This window comes from Acidovorax sp. NPDC077693, assembly GCF_044542805.1.
Classification (GTDB): domain Bacteria; phylum Pseudomonadota; class Gammaproteobacteria; order Burkholderiales; family Burkholderiaceae_C; genus Acidovorax.
Genome location: NZ_JBITVD010000006.1, coordinates 66,870 through 83,080, shown reverse-complemented (window position 1 = coordinate 83,080; position 16,211 = coordinate 66,870). Strand labels below are relative to the sequence as shown.

Annotated in this window: 13 protein-coding genes; 5 read left to right on the top strand and 8 right to left on the bottom strand. The window is 68.8% G+C overall.

From position 1 onward, the window contains the following. Positions 1–11 precede the first annotated feature (11 nt). On the top strand, positions 12–1,148 hold the full coding sequence (locus ACIGHN_RS09770; protein WP_396504208.1) for a GlxA family transcriptional regulator: 1,137 nt from the start codon (positions 12–14) through the stop codon (positions 1,146–1,148). A gap of 143 nt (positions 1,149–1,291) precedes the next feature. On the opposite strand, the gene ACIGHN_RS09765 is transcribed toward ACIGHN_RS09770, so the two are convergent. Then, positions 1,292–2,170 carry an ABC transporter substrate-binding protein gene (locus tag ACIGHN_RS09765; protein ID WP_396504207.1) on the bottom strand — a complete coding sequence of 293 codons (879 nt, stop codon included), beginning with the start codon at positions 2,168–2,170 and terminating at the stop codon, positions 1,292–1,294. A 244-nt stretch (positions 2,171–2,414) separates the two neighbouring features. Between ACIGHN_RS09765 and ACIGHN_RS09760 the strand changes: the two genes are divergently transcribed. Both ACIGHN_RS09760 and gstA read left to right on the top strand, forming a co-directional pair. Next, positions 2,415–3,185, top strand: a complete 771-nt coding sequence (locus ACIGHN_RS09760) for a class II aldolase/adducin family protein (protein WP_396504206.1) — start codon at positions 2,415–2,417, stop codon at positions 3,183–3,185. 112 nt (positions 3,186–3,297) lie between these two features. Continuing rightward, the gene (gene gstA, locus ACIGHN_RS09755; protein ID WP_056171625.1) at positions 3,298–3,906 is read left to right on the top strand and encodes a glutathione transferase GstA; all 609 of its coding nucleotides are present in this window, start codon (positions 3,298–3,300) and stop codon (positions 3,904–3,906) included. Positions 3,907–4,076: 170 nt separating this feature from the next. Here the strand turns inward: gstA and ACIGHN_RS09750 are convergent, their stop codons facing one another. The 4 genes from ACIGHN_RS09750 to ACIGHN_RS09735 form a co-directional block, all read right to left on the bottom strand. Beyond that, on the bottom strand, positions 4,077–4,949 hold the full coding sequence (locus ACIGHN_RS09750) for an ABC transporter permease subunit (RefSeq protein WP_396504374.1): 873 nt from the start codon (positions 4,947–4,949) through the stop codon (positions 4,077–4,079). A 31-nt stretch (positions 4,950–4,980) separates the two neighbouring features. After that, entirely contained in the window at positions 4,981–5,814 is an 834-nt protein-coding gene (locus ACIGHN_RS09745) for a taurine ABC transporter ATP-binding protein (RefSeq protein ID WP_396504205.1), read from the bottom strand. After that, on the bottom strand, positions 5,804–6,823 hold the full coding sequence (gene tauA / locus ACIGHN_RS09740) for a taurine ABC transporter substrate-binding protein (protein WP_396504204.1): 1,020 nt from the start codon (positions 6,821–6,823) through the stop codon (positions 5,804–5,806). Before tauA ends, ACIGHN_RS09745 begins: the two co-directional genes overlap by 11 nt. 189 nt (positions 6,824–7,012) lie before the next feature. Next, positions 7,013–8,275: a YbfB/YjiJ family MFS transporter gene (locus tag ACIGHN_RS09735; protein WP_396504203.1), complete on the bottom strand. Its 1,263-nt coding sequence runs from the start codon at positions 8,273–8,275 to the stop codon at positions 7,013–7,015. Positions 8,276–8,484: 209 nt separating this feature from the next. Between ACIGHN_RS09735 and ACIGHN_RS09730 the strand changes: the two genes are divergently transcribed. After that, positions 8,485–9,588, top strand: coding sequence for an alkene reductase (locus ACIGHN_RS09730; protein WP_396504202.1), 1,104 nt, complete (start codon positions 8,485–8,487; stop codon positions 9,586–9,588). A gap of 233 nt (positions 9,589–9,821) precedes the next feature. Here ACIGHN_RS09730 and ACIGHN_RS09725 read toward each other — a convergent pair whose 3' ends face one another. From ACIGHN_RS09725 to ACIGHN_RS09715, 3 genes are all read right to left on the bottom strand, one after another. Beyond that, on the bottom strand, positions 9,822–10,400 hold the full coding sequence (locus tag ACIGHN_RS09725; RefSeq protein ID WP_056410683.1) for a hemerythrin domain-containing protein: 579 nt from the start codon (positions 10,398–10,400) through the stop codon (positions 9,822–9,824). 233 nt (positions 10,401–10,633) lie between these two features. Further along, positions 10,634–12,313, bottom strand: coding sequence for a methyl-accepting chemotaxis protein (locus ACIGHN_RS09720; RefSeq protein ID WP_396504201.1), 1,680 nt, complete (start codon positions 12,311–12,313; stop codon positions 10,634–10,636). 111 nt (positions 12,314–12,424) lie between these two features. Beyond that, complete coding sequence (locus ACIGHN_RS09715; RefSeq protein ID WP_396504200.1) at positions 12,425–14,734, bottom strand: heavy metal translocating P-type ATPase; 2,310 nt, start codon at positions 14,732–14,734, stop codon at positions 12,425–12,427. A gap of 258 nt (positions 14,735–14,992) precedes the next feature. Here ACIGHN_RS09715 and ACIGHN_RS09710 point away from each other — a divergent pair, with 258 nt between their 5' ends. Further along, positions 14,993–16,102 (top strand): flavodoxin family protein, encoded by a 1,110-nt coding sequence (locus ACIGHN_RS09710; protein ID WP_396504199.1) that lies wholly within the window; start codon positions 14,993–14,995, stop codon positions 16,100–16,102. Positions 16,103–16,211: the final 109 nt, after the last annotated feature.

Below are 16,211 nucleotides of genomic sequence, written 5' to 3'. Positions count from 1 at the left end.
GGGAAAACCCGATGCCCCCCACCACACCCCAGCGCAAAGCCCCTGGCGTCAAAAATGGCGCCAACGCGCACCAGACCAGTGCGCAGAACACAGGCGACATTGGTGCATTGATCGGCAAGCTCGACGCGGCGTCGCGGCCCAGCGCGCCGCGGCGCAAGGCGTCCTCGGCCTCCGAACTGCGCGTGGGCATCCTGCTGTGGCCGCAGTTCCCGCTGCTGTCGCTGGCGGGCCTGTGCGACGGCCTGCGCCACGCGGCAGACGTGGGCGACCAGAGCCGGCAGATCCGCTGCTCGTGGACCATCCTGGGCATACCCGGCCAGTCGGTGGCCGCCAGTTGCGGTGTGGAAGTCCCCGTGCAGGAATCGCTCTCGTCCGACTGCGACTACGACTACATCGCCGTCATCGGCGGGCTGCTGCCGGCCATCCCCTCGGCCCACCCGCGCTACCGCGAGTTCCTGCAGTACGCCGCATCGCTGGGCAAGCCGCTCATCGGCATCTGCACCGGCTCGTTCGCGCTGGCGCATGCGGGGCTCATGGCGCAGCGGCGCGCCTGCGTGCACCCCTACCACGTGGAGGACTGGCAGCAGGCGTTCCCCACGCTGCCCTTCGTGACGGACTCGCATTACCTCTTCGACGGCGACCGCATCACCTGTGCGGGCGGCATCTCCATCGTGGAGCTCACGGCCGAGCTGGTGCGCCTGCACTGCGGCCCCGACCGCGCGGCCAAGGTCGTGCACCAGATGACGGTGAACCCCTTGGCCGGCCACACCCACGTGGCACGCCGCCATGCGCTGGGCTACGGCACCACCGACCACGACAAGCTGCGCCAGGCCATCGTGCTCATGGAAAAGAACATCGGCACGCCCCTCGAGATCGCGGTCATCGCGCGGCTGGTGGATTCGAGCAGCCGCCAGCTCGAGCGCGTGTTCCTGGCCGAGACGCGCACCACGCCGTCGGAGTACTACCGCAACGCGCGCCTCAAATACGCCAAATGGATGCTCACCAGCACCGCCCTGCCGGTCATCACCATCGCGTATGAATGCGGCTTTGCCGACGCATCGCATTTCATCCGGCACTTCCAGCAGCTGTACGGCATGCCGCCGGGGCGCATGCGCAAGGCGCTGCAGGCTGGTGCGGTGGAGGCCTGACGGCGCACAGCGCTGCCCCACAGCGATGGCTGGCGGCCCCGCAATGCCGGGCCAAAGACAAAAGCCGCATGCCTGTGACAGCATGCGTCTTGGCAATTCGCCGGGACCCCATCGGGCAACCGGCGATGCGACGAGGCGCTAGTTCATCCCTTGCACGACGGCAGCTTCCAGTCCGCTGCGCGGTCCACGCCGGCCCGGGCGTTCTGGCCCACGGGGATGTACCACACGTCCTGCACCAGGCCGTAGGTCTTGCCGATCTTGCGCAGCTCGCAGCTGCCCCAGAGCTTGGCGATTTCGGCGTTCACGGCCTTCACCAGTTCGGGGTTGTCCTTGTTCAGGCCGAACACCACCTGGCCCAGGCCCGTGAGCAGCGGGTAGTCGGGCGATGCGTCGCTGAAGGCGTTGAACTTGATCTTCCACTGCGGGTTCTGCGAGATCGCGTACTGCATCACCGGCGGGTCGCCGATCACCGCGTCGATGCGCCCGGCCAGCAGGTCGCGCACCGCGGCGTCCGAGGTGTCGTACAGCGCCAGTTGCAGGCCGTTGATCTTGCGCAGCTCCGGGATGAACGAGAAGCCCGTGATGGTGCCGACCTTCTTGCCTTCCAGGTCCCGGAGCTTGCTCCAGTCGGTCTTGTCCGACTGCGTGATGCCGTTCTTGAAGTAGTGGATGGGGTCGCTCAGGGCCATGATTTTCGAGCGCTGCTCGGTCCAGCCCATGGTGCCGGCCATCACGTCCACGCGTTTGGATTGCACCGAGGCGATGGTGCCCGACCACTCCATCAGCGCGGGCTTGACCTTGAGCTGCAGCGCCTGCGCAATGCGCTGCAGGATCTCGCCGTCGTAGCCGACCATCTTGCCGTCCTGGTAGCCGGTGCCGGGCATGTCGCCCGAGAACGCGATGGTGAAGGCGCCCTTGTCCACGGTCTCCAGGGCGTGGGCCGACAGCCCCAGCGCCGACAGGCAGGTGGCGGCGGCGAACGAGGCCAGCAGCCTCGCGATCTTCGATGTGGGATTGCGCATGGTGGTGATCTCCAGAAGTCCGGTTATTCCGTCCCACCGACTGATGGGATGGATGAATGAACTTTAGGGACGCACCCCGCGCCGCGATTGGAGGTTCTCACAGCGCAATGGAACGGCTGCGACATTGCGGGAAAGCCCGTACCGCGCACCCCCAAACGCCGCTTGTGTAGCCTGCCTGACACCCGTTTGCGCTGCAGCGGCCTACAGTGCACCTTCGTACCCAACAACCCACGGAGACAAGCCCATGCTCAGCATTCCCTCGCTCAAGGACAGCGTGTCCGCCCCAGAATGGCAGTTGCGCTGCGACCTGGCCGCGTGCTACCGGCTCGTGAGCCTTTACGGCTGGAGTGACCTGGTCTTCACCCACATCAGCGCCAAGCTGCCCGAGTCGGTCTCGGGCCCCGAGCACCAGTTCCTCATCAATCCCTACGGCCTGATGTTCGAGGAGATCACCGCGTCGAGCCTGATCAAGGTGGACATGCAGTGCAACAAGCTGCACGACTCGCCCTTCCCGGTGAACCCCGCGGGCTTCGTGATCCACAGCGCCGTGCACGAGGCCCGGCCCGAGGCTGGCTGCGTGCTGCACACCCACACCCGCGCGGGCGTGGCGGTCAGCGCGCAAAAGGGCGGCGTGCTGCCTATCAGCCAGCAGAGCACGTTCGTGCTGGGCTCGCTGGCGTACCACGAGTACGAGGGCGTGGCCTTTCGCGACGAGGAAAAGCCGCGCCTGCAGGCCGACCTGGGCGAGGCCAACTTCCTCATGCTGCGCAACCATGGCCTGCTCACCGTGGGCAAGACGATTGCCGATGCGTTCCTGTCGATGTACACCTTCGAGAACACCTGCCGCATCCAGATCGATGCGCAGGCCGGCGGCGAGCTCACGGCCGTGAACCCGCAGATCGTGAGCGGCGTGGCGCAGGCCATGCGCGTGCAGACAGGCGGCCTGGGCGGCGCGTTTGCCTGGCCTGCGCTGCTGCGCAAAGTGCAGCGCGAGGCACCGGGTTACGACAGCTGATGCCGCAGGGGCCGTCCCACACAGCCGCGCGCACCCGAACGACAGCAGGCGTCACGCACAAGGCATAGGATGGCGGGTTTCTCCGTCACTTTTTTGGAAGGACCTTTTCATCATGAAGCTGTACTACTCCCCCGGCGCCTGCTCTTTGTCCCCGCACATCGCCCTGCACGAGGCGGGCCTGGCTTTCACGCCCGTGCTCGCCAGCACCAAGAGCCACAAGCTGCAGGACGGCACCGACTACTACAGCATCAACCCGCTGGGTTATGTGCCCATGCTGGAGCTGGACGACGGCACGCGCCTGCGCGAAGGCCCGGCCATCGTGCAGTACATCGCCGACCAAGTGCCCCTGAAGATGCTGGCGCCCACCAACGGCTCGCTGCAGCGCTACCGCCTGCAGGAATGGCTGACCTTCATCGGCACCGAAATCCACAAGGGGTTCAGCCCCCTGTTCAACCCCGCCACGCCTGAGGAATACAAGACCATGGCGCGCGAGAAGCTGCTGCAGCGCCTGCAGTGGGTGGACAGCCAGCTGGCCGACAAGCAGTACCTGATGGGCGACCAGTTCACCGTGGCCGACGGCTACCTGTTCACCGTGACCAACTGGGCCAAGCCGACCAACGTGGATATTTCCGCTCTGACGAACCTGGCCGCCTACCGTGACCGCGTGGCCGCCCGCCCTGCGGTGCAGGAGGCCATGAAGGCCGAAGGCTTGCTCAAGTAGTAGGCACCCCCTGAGGCGCTGCGCGCCTTCCCCCTCTCTCGACTCGCTGCGCGATTCGGGAGGGGGACGCACCCAGCGCGGCGGGGCGGCCCTTGCGCGGGTGCGCTGGCCTTGGGCCGCGCCAGTTTCATGCGCTGTGGCGCGCGACAGCTGCGAGCCCGGCTCGGCGGCTAACGCCCCTTCCAGGGCACGAAGCGCTGCTCCAGCCAGCGCATGAACCAGTCGAAGGTCCACGCCACCAGGCCGATGACGAGGATGCCCATCACCACCACGTCGGTGCGCAAAAAGTTGGAGGCATTGAGCACCATCTGCCCCAGCCCCACGGTGGCTGCCACCATCTCGGCGGCCACGAGCGTGGTCCAGCCGAAGCCGATGGCGATGCGCAGGCCCACCATGATCTCGGGCAGTGCAGCGGGCACGATGACGTGCCGCACCAGCGGCCAGCGGCCCGCGCCCAGCGACAGGGCGGCGTTGATCTGTTCTATGCTGGCGCTGCGCACGCCGGCCTTGGCGGCCAGCGCGATGGGGGCAAAACAGGCCAGGTAGATCAAGAGGATCTTGGCGGTCTCGTCGATGCCGAACCAGATCACGATCAGCGGCAGGTAGGCCAGCGGCGGCAGCGGGCGGTAGAACTCGATGGGCGGGTCGAACACGCCGCGCGCCACGCGGCTCACGCCCATGGCGATGCCCACCGGCACGGCCGTGACGGCCGCCAAGGCGAAGGCGCCGAACACGCGGATCGCGCTCCACTGCAGGTGCTTCCACAGCGGCTCGCCGCCCTGGATGTTGCCGCGCCAGGCATCGCCAAAAGCGCGCTGCACGGCATCGGGCGCGGGCAGGAACAAGGGCGGCACCCAGGCCAGGTGCGTGGCCAGCCACCACAGCGCCACCAGCGCGACCACACACACGGCGCTGATGGCACGGCTCGGCCCGCTGCCGGGCAGGCGAAACGGCGCGACCGCACGCAGCGAGGACGCTGCGGGTGCAACGTACGGTGCGGCAGGTTCATCGGACACGGCTGCACCGGGCGCGTCGCCTCCCATGCCCGGCACCATCAGGATCTGGCTCATCGCGTCAGGCATGCGTGGGCTCCGCATTTGCCACCACGCCGGGCGCGATCCAGTCCAGCACGCGTTCGCGCCAGGCGATGAACTGCGCATCCGATTTCACGGCGCGCGCAGCCCGGCCACCCAGGTAGTCGGTGTTGAAGGCCAGCGCGTGCTGCTGCGCGATGCGGCCCGGACGCGGTGTCATCACGATGAGGCGCGAGGCCAGGAACAGCGCCTCCTCGACATCGTGGGTGATGAAAAAAATCGTCTTGCCTGTGCGCTGCCACAGCTGCAGCACCAGCTCCTGCAGCGACTCGCGGGTGAACGCGTCGAGCGCGCCCAGCGGCTCGTCCATGAGCAGCACGTCGGGGTCGCTGGCCAGGGCGCGGGCCATGCCCACGCGCTGCTGCATACCGCCCGACAGCTGCCACACGGGCGCGTCGGCAAAGGCCTCCAGGCCCACCAGGGCCAGCTTCTCGGTAGCCAATCGACGACGCTCGGTGCGCGGCACGCCGCGCAGGCGCAGGCCCAGCGCCACGTTGTCGACCACGTTGAGCCAGGGCATGAGGGCATGCTTTTGGAACACCACCCCGCGCTCCGCGCCCGGCCCGGTGACGGCGCGGCCGTTGAGCGTGATGCTGCCGGACGATGCCTCGGTGAAGCCCGCGATGCAGTTGAGCAGCGTGGTTTTGCCGCAGCCCGAGGCGCCCAGCGCCACCACCAGCTCGCCGCGGGCGATGTCGAGGTCCACGTCCTGCAGCGCGAGCACCGGCGACGCCTGGCGCGCACCGGCATAGCGCACGTTCAGGCCCCGTATCTGCAGGCCTTGTTCTGCGCCGTCACCGTGCTTACTTGGCACGCCGCACCCAGGCGGGGTTCACACCGACGGAATAGTCGGGCAGCACGTTCTGGATGGTGCCCTGCTCTTTCAAAAAGGCCGCAGTGGCCGCCAGCGACTTGGCCACGCCCGAGTCCTTGCCGCCACCCAGCCACTGGTTGGATGCCTGCTCGGCAGGCGGCACGAAGGCGTACAACGCCAGGCTCGCAGGCACGGTGGGCGCCTCGGCCCCGCTCCACTTGGCCAGCGACTTGACCTCGGCCGACTCGGCGGTCCAGGCAGCCTTGTGACCGGTGTAGGCCTTGTCGGCATCGGCCAGCACCTGCACGAACTGCGCGAGGAAGCCGTCATGCTCCTTGGCAAAGGCCTTGGTTACGGCCAGTCCGTCGAAGGTGGCCTTGCCGGTCTTGGCCGCGATCTGGCCCGAGGTCACGATGACCTTGCCGTTGGCCTTGGCCTTGGCCAGCACCGGGTCCCACACGAAGGTCGCGTCGATGTCGCCGCGCTCCCAGGCCGCCAGGATCTCGGGCGGGCGCAGGTTCACGATCTGCACGCTCTTGGGGTCCACGCCCGCGTCCTGCAGCGCCACCAGCGCGTGGAAGTGCGTGGTCGACACGAAGGGCAGGCCGATCTTCTTGCCCTTGAGGTCCGCCAGCGTGTTCACGCCCGAGCCATTGCGCGCCACCAGGGCCTCGGCATCGTTGATGTTGTCCAGCACCCAGAACACCTCGATGGGCACGCCCTGCGAGATGGCCGATGCGAACGGCGACGAACCCGCCTCGCCGATGTGGATGGCGCCGGAGGCCAGCGCGCGCACCACCTCGGCGCCGCTGCCCAGCTTGCGGTAGGTGACCTTGTAGCCCGTGCGCTTTTCGACCTCGCGCGTTTCCTGTGCATGGCGCCACGGCACGACCATGTCCTGGTAGCCGATGACCACCTCGCGTGTCTGCGCCAGGGCACTGAAGCCCAATACCGTGCCTACCAGCAAGGCCGCGGCCTGGATGCTTTTTCTGCGTGTTGTCGTTGCCATGGGGGGAATGTCCTCTCGGGATGCGTCGGATGCGGCCACGGTGCGGCGCGGGTCCGCCCATGGCATGAGAGAAAAATTCTAGGCAGCGGGCCGTTGGCGGCTTGCACTGGTTTCGCACTTGGATATGCGAAAACCAACTAACCGCCAGCGCGGCATCTGTGCAGGGTCCTGCTCGCCCCACACCCCCGGTCAGCCGCCCGCGCCAGAGCCCGCCAGCGGCCTTTGCCGCGACGCCACCAGCGCCCCCGCCCAGAGCGCACAGGCCGAGAACACCAGCCCGCGCGCCAGGCCGCCCGGGCCGTCGGCGATCCAGCCGACCACCGTGGGCCCGACAATCTGTCCAGCCGCGAACACGATGGTGAACGCGCTGATGCCGCTGGCCCACAGCACCTGGGGCAGGTTGTGGCGCACCAGCGCCGTGGTCGATGCGACCACCGACAGGAACACCCCGCCAAACAGCAAGCCCGATCCCAGCACCACCGGCCACGCGGACGTGAGCGCCGGCAGCACCGTGGCCACGCCCAGCAGGCCGTTGAGCAGCGCCAGCGCCTGCCCGCCCCGGGTGCGGTCCAGCAGGCCCGCCCAGATGCGCGAGGACAGCAGCACGGCCAGCCCCAGCAGCGCATAGAACCAGGTCACCGCGGTGCCGCTGGCGCCCTGCTCGCGCAGCAGCGCCACCACAAAGGTCATGTAGCCGATGTAGCCCACGCCGAACAGGCCATAGCCCAGCAGCGCAGGCCCCAGGGCCCGCCAGCTCACCCGGGCGGGTGGATGCTGCAGATTGAACGGCGTGGGAGGCGCTGCCGGTGCCGCCAGCGCCTGCAGGCGGCGCGCGGGCCACAGCAGCACCGCGGTGGCACCGGCGCAGGCAACGGCCAGCGCCCACCAGGCCCACGCCCAGGCATGCGGCCCGGGTGCGCCCGCCAGCACCGCAGGCACCAGCAGCGCCGACAGGCTGATGCCCCAGCCCGTGCCGCCGTAGTACAGCCCCAGCAGCAGCCCTGCGCGCCCCACCGCATGCGCCCCCAGGCGCGCCGCCAGCAGCCCGCCCGCAATGAACACCAGCGCGCTGGCAGCACCGGCCAGCAGGCGCTGCAGCAGCAGCGGCACCGCATCCACAACAAAGCCGCTGAGCCCCATGAACACCGACGCCAACACGGCGCCCGCCACCAGCACCTTGCCCGGCGCCACGCGCTGCAGCAGCCACGGTGTGGCCAGCGCGCCCAGCAGGTAGCCCAGCGCATTCACCGTGTTCATGGCCCCGGCCAGCGTGTAGGTCCAGCCCAGGTCCTCGCGCATGGGGGGCAGCAGCAGCGCATACGCAAAGCGTGTGATGCCCAGCGACACCGCAGCACCCATGGAGAGCGCCACCGCCAGCCACAGCGCGGGCAAAGTGGCAGGCAACGTGGCCAAGGGCCGGACCGCGCCGGGCGGTGCAGGATGGGAGGGCATGGCGTGCAATTTTGCCGCAGCCGCCTTTAGCGCGCTGGCCGGGCAGCGCCACGGCCCGCAGCGGGGCCGCTGGGGCCAATAGCACAAAACCAGAGCCCTTGTTGACGCCAGTGCGCTGCACGTTTTGCGCTGCAGCATTAACCTTCGGCCTTCGACCGATGGCCCCTGCCGACGTTTTCATCCCACGCTCTATCCGGAAGTTTCATCCCATGCCATTCCTGTCCGACCCCGTCCAAGCCGGTGACCTGCAACTGGCCAACCGCATCGCCATGGCGCCGCTCACGCGCAACCGCTCGCCCAATGCCGTGCCCACCGACCTCGTGGCCACCTACTACACGCAGCGCGCCAGCGCCGGTCTCATCATTTCCGAGGCCACCGCCATCTCGCACCAGGGCCAGGGCTATGCCGACGTGCCGGGCCTGTATGCGCCCGAGCAGATCGCCGGCTGGAAGAAGGTCACGTCGTCCGTGCACGCCGCGGGCGGCAAGATCGTGGTGCAGTTGTGGCACGTGGGCCGCGTCTCGCACACCGACCTGCAGCCCGGCAACGCCGCACCCGTCGCACCGTCGGCCATCCAGGCCAAGACCAAGACCGTGCTCATCAAGGACGGCGTGCCCACCTTCACCGAAACGTCGGTGCCCCGCGCGCTGGAGCAGTCCGAGCTGCCCGGCATCGTCGATGACTACCGCCGCGCCGCTCGCGCGGCCATCGATGCAGGCTTTGACGGTGTGGAAGTGCATGCCGCCAACGGCTACCTGATCGACCAGTTCCTCAAGACCGGCGCCAACCAGCGCACCGACGCCTACGGCGGCAGCATCGAGAACCGCGCCCGCCTGCTGCTCGAAGTGGTCAACGCCATCACCGCAGAGATCGGCGCCGGCCGCACCGGCATCCGCCTGTCGCCCGTCACGCCCGCCAACGACGTGGTGGACGCCGACCCGCAGCCGTTGTTCGACTACGTGGTGCGCCAGCTGGGCCCGCTGGGCCTGTCGTACATCCACGTGATCGAAGGCGCCACGGGCGGCCCGCGCGACATTCCGGACCGCCCCTTCGACTACAACGCGCTCAAGGCCGCATACCGCACAGCCGGCGGCCAGGGCGCGTGGATGGTGAACAACGCCTACGACAAGGCCCTGGCCGAAACGGCGCTGGCGAACGGCGCGGACATCGTGGCCTTCGGCCGCCCGTTCATCGCCAACCCGGACCTGGTGCAGCGCCTGCAAAAGGACGCGCCGTTGAACGAGGTGAACCGCGCCACGCTGTACGGCGGCGGTGCCGAGGGGTACACGGACTACCCTGCGCTGGCGGCGTGACGGGAACAGCCCGGCGGGCTGCTTGACGCTCCGCACCGTTCGCTCAGTCCACGCCATCCACACTGTTGCATCGTTCTGCAGGGTGGCATCTCACCGACCGTTCGGGCTGAGCCTGTCGAAGCCCTGCGCGGCGCTTCGACAGGCTCAGCGTGAACGGTGTGGGGTGATTTGGCAGCGCGGTGCGGGAGACTGCGAGTCTGTACAACCTCCGGCACTCTGACGCTGTCCTGCGCTCAACCCAGCCCGATCGGGCTCGGCGCCCGCATCACGATGCGGGTGAACAGGCGGTCATAGGCCGGGTCGCGCGCAGGTCCGTGCGCCAGCGGGTTGGCGTTGCCTGCAAACGCGGCGTCGATGGCGGTCCAGTCGGCCTCCGCCAGACACTTCTGCGCGGCCGGCAGCACCACGGCCTCCTCCAGCCGCATGTGCTCCAGGTAGAAGCCGACATACCTGCGCAGCGCATCCGCAAACACCTCGCGGCGCGACTCGCCCATCAGTTCCCAACCCAGCAGCAGGTGCTGCAGCTCGCGCACCGCCGCCTCGCCGCCTGCGTGTTCACGCTCCAGCTGCGCAATGGCGGCAGCGGCATCGGGCGAGCGTTCGGCCACCTTGGGGAACAGCCATTGCGATTCCTTGGGGTGGTGCTGGCGCTCGGGAAACTCGTCGATGTAGAACAGCATCGCGCGCATCACGTCGAAGAACGCGGCGGGTGCGTCGCCCGGCCCCTGGTCGAGCAACAGGCGCAGTGAATGCAGCACCGCCGCCAGCGACGCATGCTCTTCGCGAATGGTGCGCAGGCTGATGGACGGCATGGCAACTCTCCCGGGTGGACAACACAACAACAGCCCGAGAATGGCATGCAGCCGCGCCGCGGCGCATGACGCAGGTCAAACACTCCGCAACCAGCCACGCCACCGGCTCGGCAGCCGAGGCCGAAGCCAGAACGAAAGCGCTGGTGCGGCCCGCCCATGAAAAAAGCCCTGCAAGCCAAGAATGCCTGCAGGGCCTGGGTGCCCGGTCGTGCGGGCCGCGTCAGTGCGCCGTATCAGCGGGAGAGCAGTGCCCGGCCCGACGCACCGCCCGCCAGCGCCTGCCGCTGCTGTGCCGGAGCTGCCACTGGCGCAGAGTGTGAGCCGTGGTGCGCCCCACTGTGCCCCATCGAATCGGCCAGGCGGAACTGCTGCACCACCTGCGACAGGCGCGCGGCCTGCTCGCGCAGCGACTCGGCAGCGGCGGCGGACTGTTCCACCAGCGCCGCGTTCTGCTGCGTCATGCGGTCGATCTCGCCCACCGACTGGTTGACCTGGCCGATGCCGGCCGACTGCTCGGACGCCGCCGCGGTGATCTCGCCGATGATGTCGCCCACGCGCTGCACGCTGGCCACGATCTCCTTCATGGCCGTGCCCGCGCCTTCCACATGGCGCACGCCGCCGTCCACGGCCGCCACGCTGTTGTTGATCAGGCCCTTGATGTCGCTGGCCGCGGCCGCGCTGCGCTGGGCCAGGCTGCGCACCTCGCTGGCCACCACCGCAAAGCCCCGGCCCTGTTCGCCCGCACGGGCGGCCTCCACCGCGGCGTTCAGCGCCAGGATGTTGGTCTGGAAGGCAATGGAGTCGATCAGGCCGATGATGTCGCCGATCTTGCGGCTGGACGCCGAGATTTCCTGCATGCTGGAGACCGCCTGCTGCACCACCGAGCCGCCGTGCGTGGCGGTGTTCGATGCCGATGCGGCGAGCTGGTTGGCCATCTGCGAGGACGACGCCGTCTGCTGCACGGTGGACGTGAGCTGCGACAGCGAGGACACGGCCTCCTGTGCATTGCTGGCGGTCTGCTCGGTGCGCTGCGACAGGTCCTGGTTGCCCGTGGCGATCTCCTGGCTGGCCGTGGCGATGTTGCCGCTGGCATCACGCACCTGCGCCACCAGCGACCCCAGGCCCTGCTGCATCTCGCGCAGTGCGCGCTGCAGGTCGGCCACTTCGTCCTTGCCTTCGGCCTCGATCTTCTGCGACAGGTCGCCGCCCGCAATCGCCTGCGCCATGCGGCGGGCTTCTTCGAGCGGGTTGCAGATGGAGTTCATGTTCATCAGCGTGGTCGGCACCACCACCACCACGGTGATGAGCACCGCCAGCACGAAGAGCCACTTGGTCTCGCTCGATACGCGCGCCTGCTGCGCAATGGCCGTGTCCACATCGGCGCGCAGCACGGTGTCGAGCTCGCTCACGAGCTTGTCGGCCTGGTCGAACTCGGCCACGGCCTTGCCGCTCATGCGGTTGGCGATGGTGGCGGTGTCGTAGCCGCTGGCTTCGAGCTGGCGGGCCACGTGCCCGAAGAGATCGCGGTAGCTGTCCAGCTTGGCGATGACCTTGCGCACCACCACATTGTCCGCGTCTTCCTCGCCTTCCAGGAACTTCGCGGCGATCTTCTTGGCCTTCTCCTGGCTGGCCAGCCACTTGGCGTGCGCGGCCTTCACGGCCTCGGTCTTTTCATAGCCGATGATCATGTCCTTTTCGTGCTGGCGGATGGCCCCCATCTCGCCGCGCAACTCGGCCATGTAGCCCACCTTGGCGAACGAGTTGTCCACGAAGTCCTGGCTCATGTCGTGGATGCGGAACATGCCCAGCATGCCCGCGCCACCGAGCAGGCCCAGCAGCCCCAGGACCACCGCAATGGCCCCCAGCATGCGCATTCGGATGGTGAACTGCCGCATGAACGAAAAGAGATTCATGATGTGTCGTCCTTGTATCGGTATGGAGAAGCCGCGAGCCGCGCCCCCGCGCTGCTCTGCAACAAAAAGTTGCAGTTTGCCAGACATCGATGACCGTGCTGTACGTATTTATCACATGCGCCACCGCTTCAGTAAGAGGGCATTCGCCATCACACTGACCGAGCTCAAGGCCATGGCCGCGCCGGCGACCACCGGGCTCAGATAACCCAGCGCCGCCAAGGGAATCCCGGCCACGTTGTAAGCAAAGGCCCAGAACAGGTTCTGGCGGATCTTCATCACCGTGCGGTGCGATATGTCCAGCGCCGCCGCCACCAGCCGGGGGTCTCCGCGCATCAGGGTGATGCCGGCTGCATGCATGGCCACATCGGTGCCGTTGCCCATGGCCATGCCCACATCGGCTGCGGCCAAAGCCGGTGCGTCGTTCACGCCATCTCCCACCATAGCCACTGTCTTGCCGCCCGCCTGCAAAGCCACGACCTGCGCCGCCTTGTCCCCCGGCAACACCTCGGCCATCACCTCGCCCGCCGCGGGGTCGAGGCCCAGCCGCCGGGCCATGGCTTCGGCCGCGCCCCGGTTGTCGCCCGAGATCATCACGGTGCGGATGCCCCGCGCCTTCAGCTGCGCCAGCGCTTCCGGCGCGCCGGGCTTGGGTTCGTCGCCAAAGGCCATCACGGCGCGCAGCACCAGGCCCCCTGCTCCGTGTGTGCCTTCTGCGCCCTGCGTACTGCGCTGGGCCACGGCCGACACGGTGGCGCCTTCGGCCTGCAATGCCTGGGCGCGCGCGGCCAGCGGACCCAGGTCAACGCCCAGCTCCTGCATCCAGCGCAGGCTGCCCACCAGGTAGCTCGCCCCCTGCACCTCACCCTCCGTGCCGCGGCCGGGCACGGCGCGCACGGCGTGCACTGCATCAGGCTGCGCCATGGGCAGGTCGCGCGCCCGGGCAGCGGACACCACGGCGCGGGCCAGCGGGTGCTCGCTGCCGCTTTGCACCGCGGCCACGGCCGCCAGGACAACGCTTTCGTCCTGCCCCGCCACCACCTCGAAGGCGGTGAGGCGCGGCTGCCCCACGGTGAGCGTGCCGGTCTTGTCGAAGGCCACCGTGCCCACCTTGTGCGCCAGCTCAAGCGCCTGCGCATCCTTGATGAGGATGCCGTGCTTCGCCGCCACGCCGGTGCCCGCCATGATGGCCGCGGGCGTGGCCAGGCCCAGCGCGCAGGGGCAGGCGATCACCAGCACCGCCACGGCGTGGATCAGCGCCACCTCCCCGCCCGCGCCGGCCCACAGCCAGCCCAGCAGGGTGAGCAGCGCCACGCCCAGCACCACCGGCACGAAGATGGCCGAGACCTCGTCCACCAGGCGCTGGATGGGCGCCTTGGCGGCCTGCGCGTCTTCCACCAGGCGGATGATGTGGGCCAGCACCGTCTCGGCGCCCACGGCGGTCACCGCCATCACGATGCGGCCGTCGCCGTTGATGGAGCCGCCTGTCAGGCCCGCACCCACATCGCGCGCCACGGGCAGCGGTTCGCCGGTGAGCATGGATTCATCGACCTGCGTGTGGCCCTCGTGCACCGTGCCGTCCACCGGGATGCGCTCGCCCGGACGCACCACCAGGCGGTCGCCCACCATCACCTCGGCCACGGGCACATCCACCTCGCCGGCCTGGGTCAACAGGTGCACCACCTCGGGCCTGAGCGCGTGCAGCGCGCGGATGGCCGCCGTGGTCTGGCGCTTGGCACGGGCCTCCAGCCACTTGCCCAGCAACACCAGCGTGATCACCACGGCCGAGGCCTCGAAGTACAGGTGCGGCACATGCCCAGATTGCCCCGGGTGGCCCGCGGGCGCCGTGAGCCACAGCCACACCGACAGTCCCCAGCCCGCGCTCGTGCCCAGCGCCACCAGCAGGTCCATGTTGCCCGCCAGCGCCTTCAGCGCATGCCAGCCGGCCTTGTAGAAGCGCGCGCCCAGAATGAACTGCACCGGCGTGGCCAGCGCGAACTGCACCCACGCGGGCAGCATCCACTGCTGGCCGAAAAGGTCTCCCAACATGGGTACCACCAGCGGCGCCGACAGCAGCAGGCCGATGCCCACGGGCAGGAAGCCCGCCCAGGGCGACAGGTCTTCGGCAGTATCGGCCTGCCCGGCGGCACGCGGCTCGTAGCCGGCGTTGCGCACCGCGCGGCGCACCAGCGCCTCCATGGCCGCCGCGTCTACAGCACCGGCCGCCGCGCCCGGCGCCCAGGCCACGCGCGCGGACTCGGTGGCCAGGTTCACGGTGGCGTCCTGCACGCCGGGCACCTTGCGCAGCGCGCGCTCCACGCGCGACACGCAGCTGGCACAGGTCATGCCGCCGATGCCCAGGTCGAGCGAGTCCGTGACCGCGGCGAGGGATGTGGGAGAGGTACCGATAGTGTTTGTCGTCATGTATTTATGAGTTCTGGGTTGCGTATGCCGCCCGCCGCCAACGCACCAGCGCGGCCGATGCCAGTGCACCCGTGGAACCGGCTGTGCCGGGCCACCGGGTGCGTCCCCTTCCCGAAGGAGAGCGGGGAAATGCGCAGCATCTCAGGGGGTGCATGCTCTACCGTACACCTTGACATGATGGCAAGGTCAAGCGGCTCCGAGTCCTTCACGGCATGTTGTCCGATAGCACCGCCCCGCCCTGCAGCGCTCAATGGCCGCATGACGACCGGCCCCACACCCACCCAAAACACCACGCCCCCGCAACCCCGCACCGGCCAGGCCGCGCCCCCACTGAAGCGCGCCGAATTCCGCGAGCGGTTCCTGCAGGACTTCTGCGACCCGCGCTTTGCCGACGAGGCCCCCGATGCGCTCGACCGCATCGAGGCCATCGCCTGGCGCAACTACGACGAAGGCCGCAAGGCCCCGCGCACCCGCAAGGCCGGCCCGGGCTATGCCGACCCGGACTACGACCTGTCGGTGGACTGGATCGAGGCCAAGGAGCGCATCGACGCCGCCCGCACCCGGTGGGCCGACAAGGCAGCGCCAGCCCGCGCGCTGCTGGTGTGCGGATCGGCCCGCAACGACGGCACCTGCCCCGGCGAGATCTCCAAGAGCTGGCGCATGCTGAACATGGCGCGCGACGTGCTGGCGGGCGCGCAGATCGAAGTCGACCTGCTCGACCTGAGCCGCGTCACCTCCGACTACGGGCGCCACATCCATCCGTGCAAGGGCTGCGTGTCCACCGCCATGCCGCTGTGCCACTTTCCGTGCAGCTGCTACCCCAACCATGCCGAGCGCCAGACCGGCGACTGGATGAACGAGATCTACGAACGCTTCACCGCCGCGCACGGCGTGATGATCATCACCCCCGTGTACTGGTACCAGGCCCCGAGCCCGCTCAAGCTCATGATCGACCGCCTGGTGTGTGCCGACGGCGGCAACCCCGACCCCACCACCACCCACGGCAAGAAGGCCACCGAGGCCAAGGCGCTGGAACTGGCGGGCTGGGACTACCCCAAGCACCTGGCCGGCCGCGCCTACGCGCTGGCCGTGCACGGCGACGTGGCCGGCATCGAGATGACGCGCCGGGGCCTGTCGGACTGGCTCGACTGGATGGGCTTCATCGACGCCGGCCCCAAGGCACGCCTGGACCGCTACATCGGCTACTACGAAAGCTACGCCCAAAGCCACGAGGTGCTGGACCGCGATACCGCCATGCAGGCCGAAGTGCGCGGCGCCGCCGAGGCGCTGTCCGTGGCCATCACCGAACTGCGCGCAGGCCGCCTGGTGCAGCCCGACGCCGGCGTGCGCCGCCCCCGGCCCAAGTAGTTCGTTCAAACAAAAAGGCCCCTACCGCTGGATGGAAGTGCGCTGGCAGCTATATTTTCAATAGCAGACAGTCCGCACAGCCGCGCCCGGCCTGCCCACAGGCCGTGGG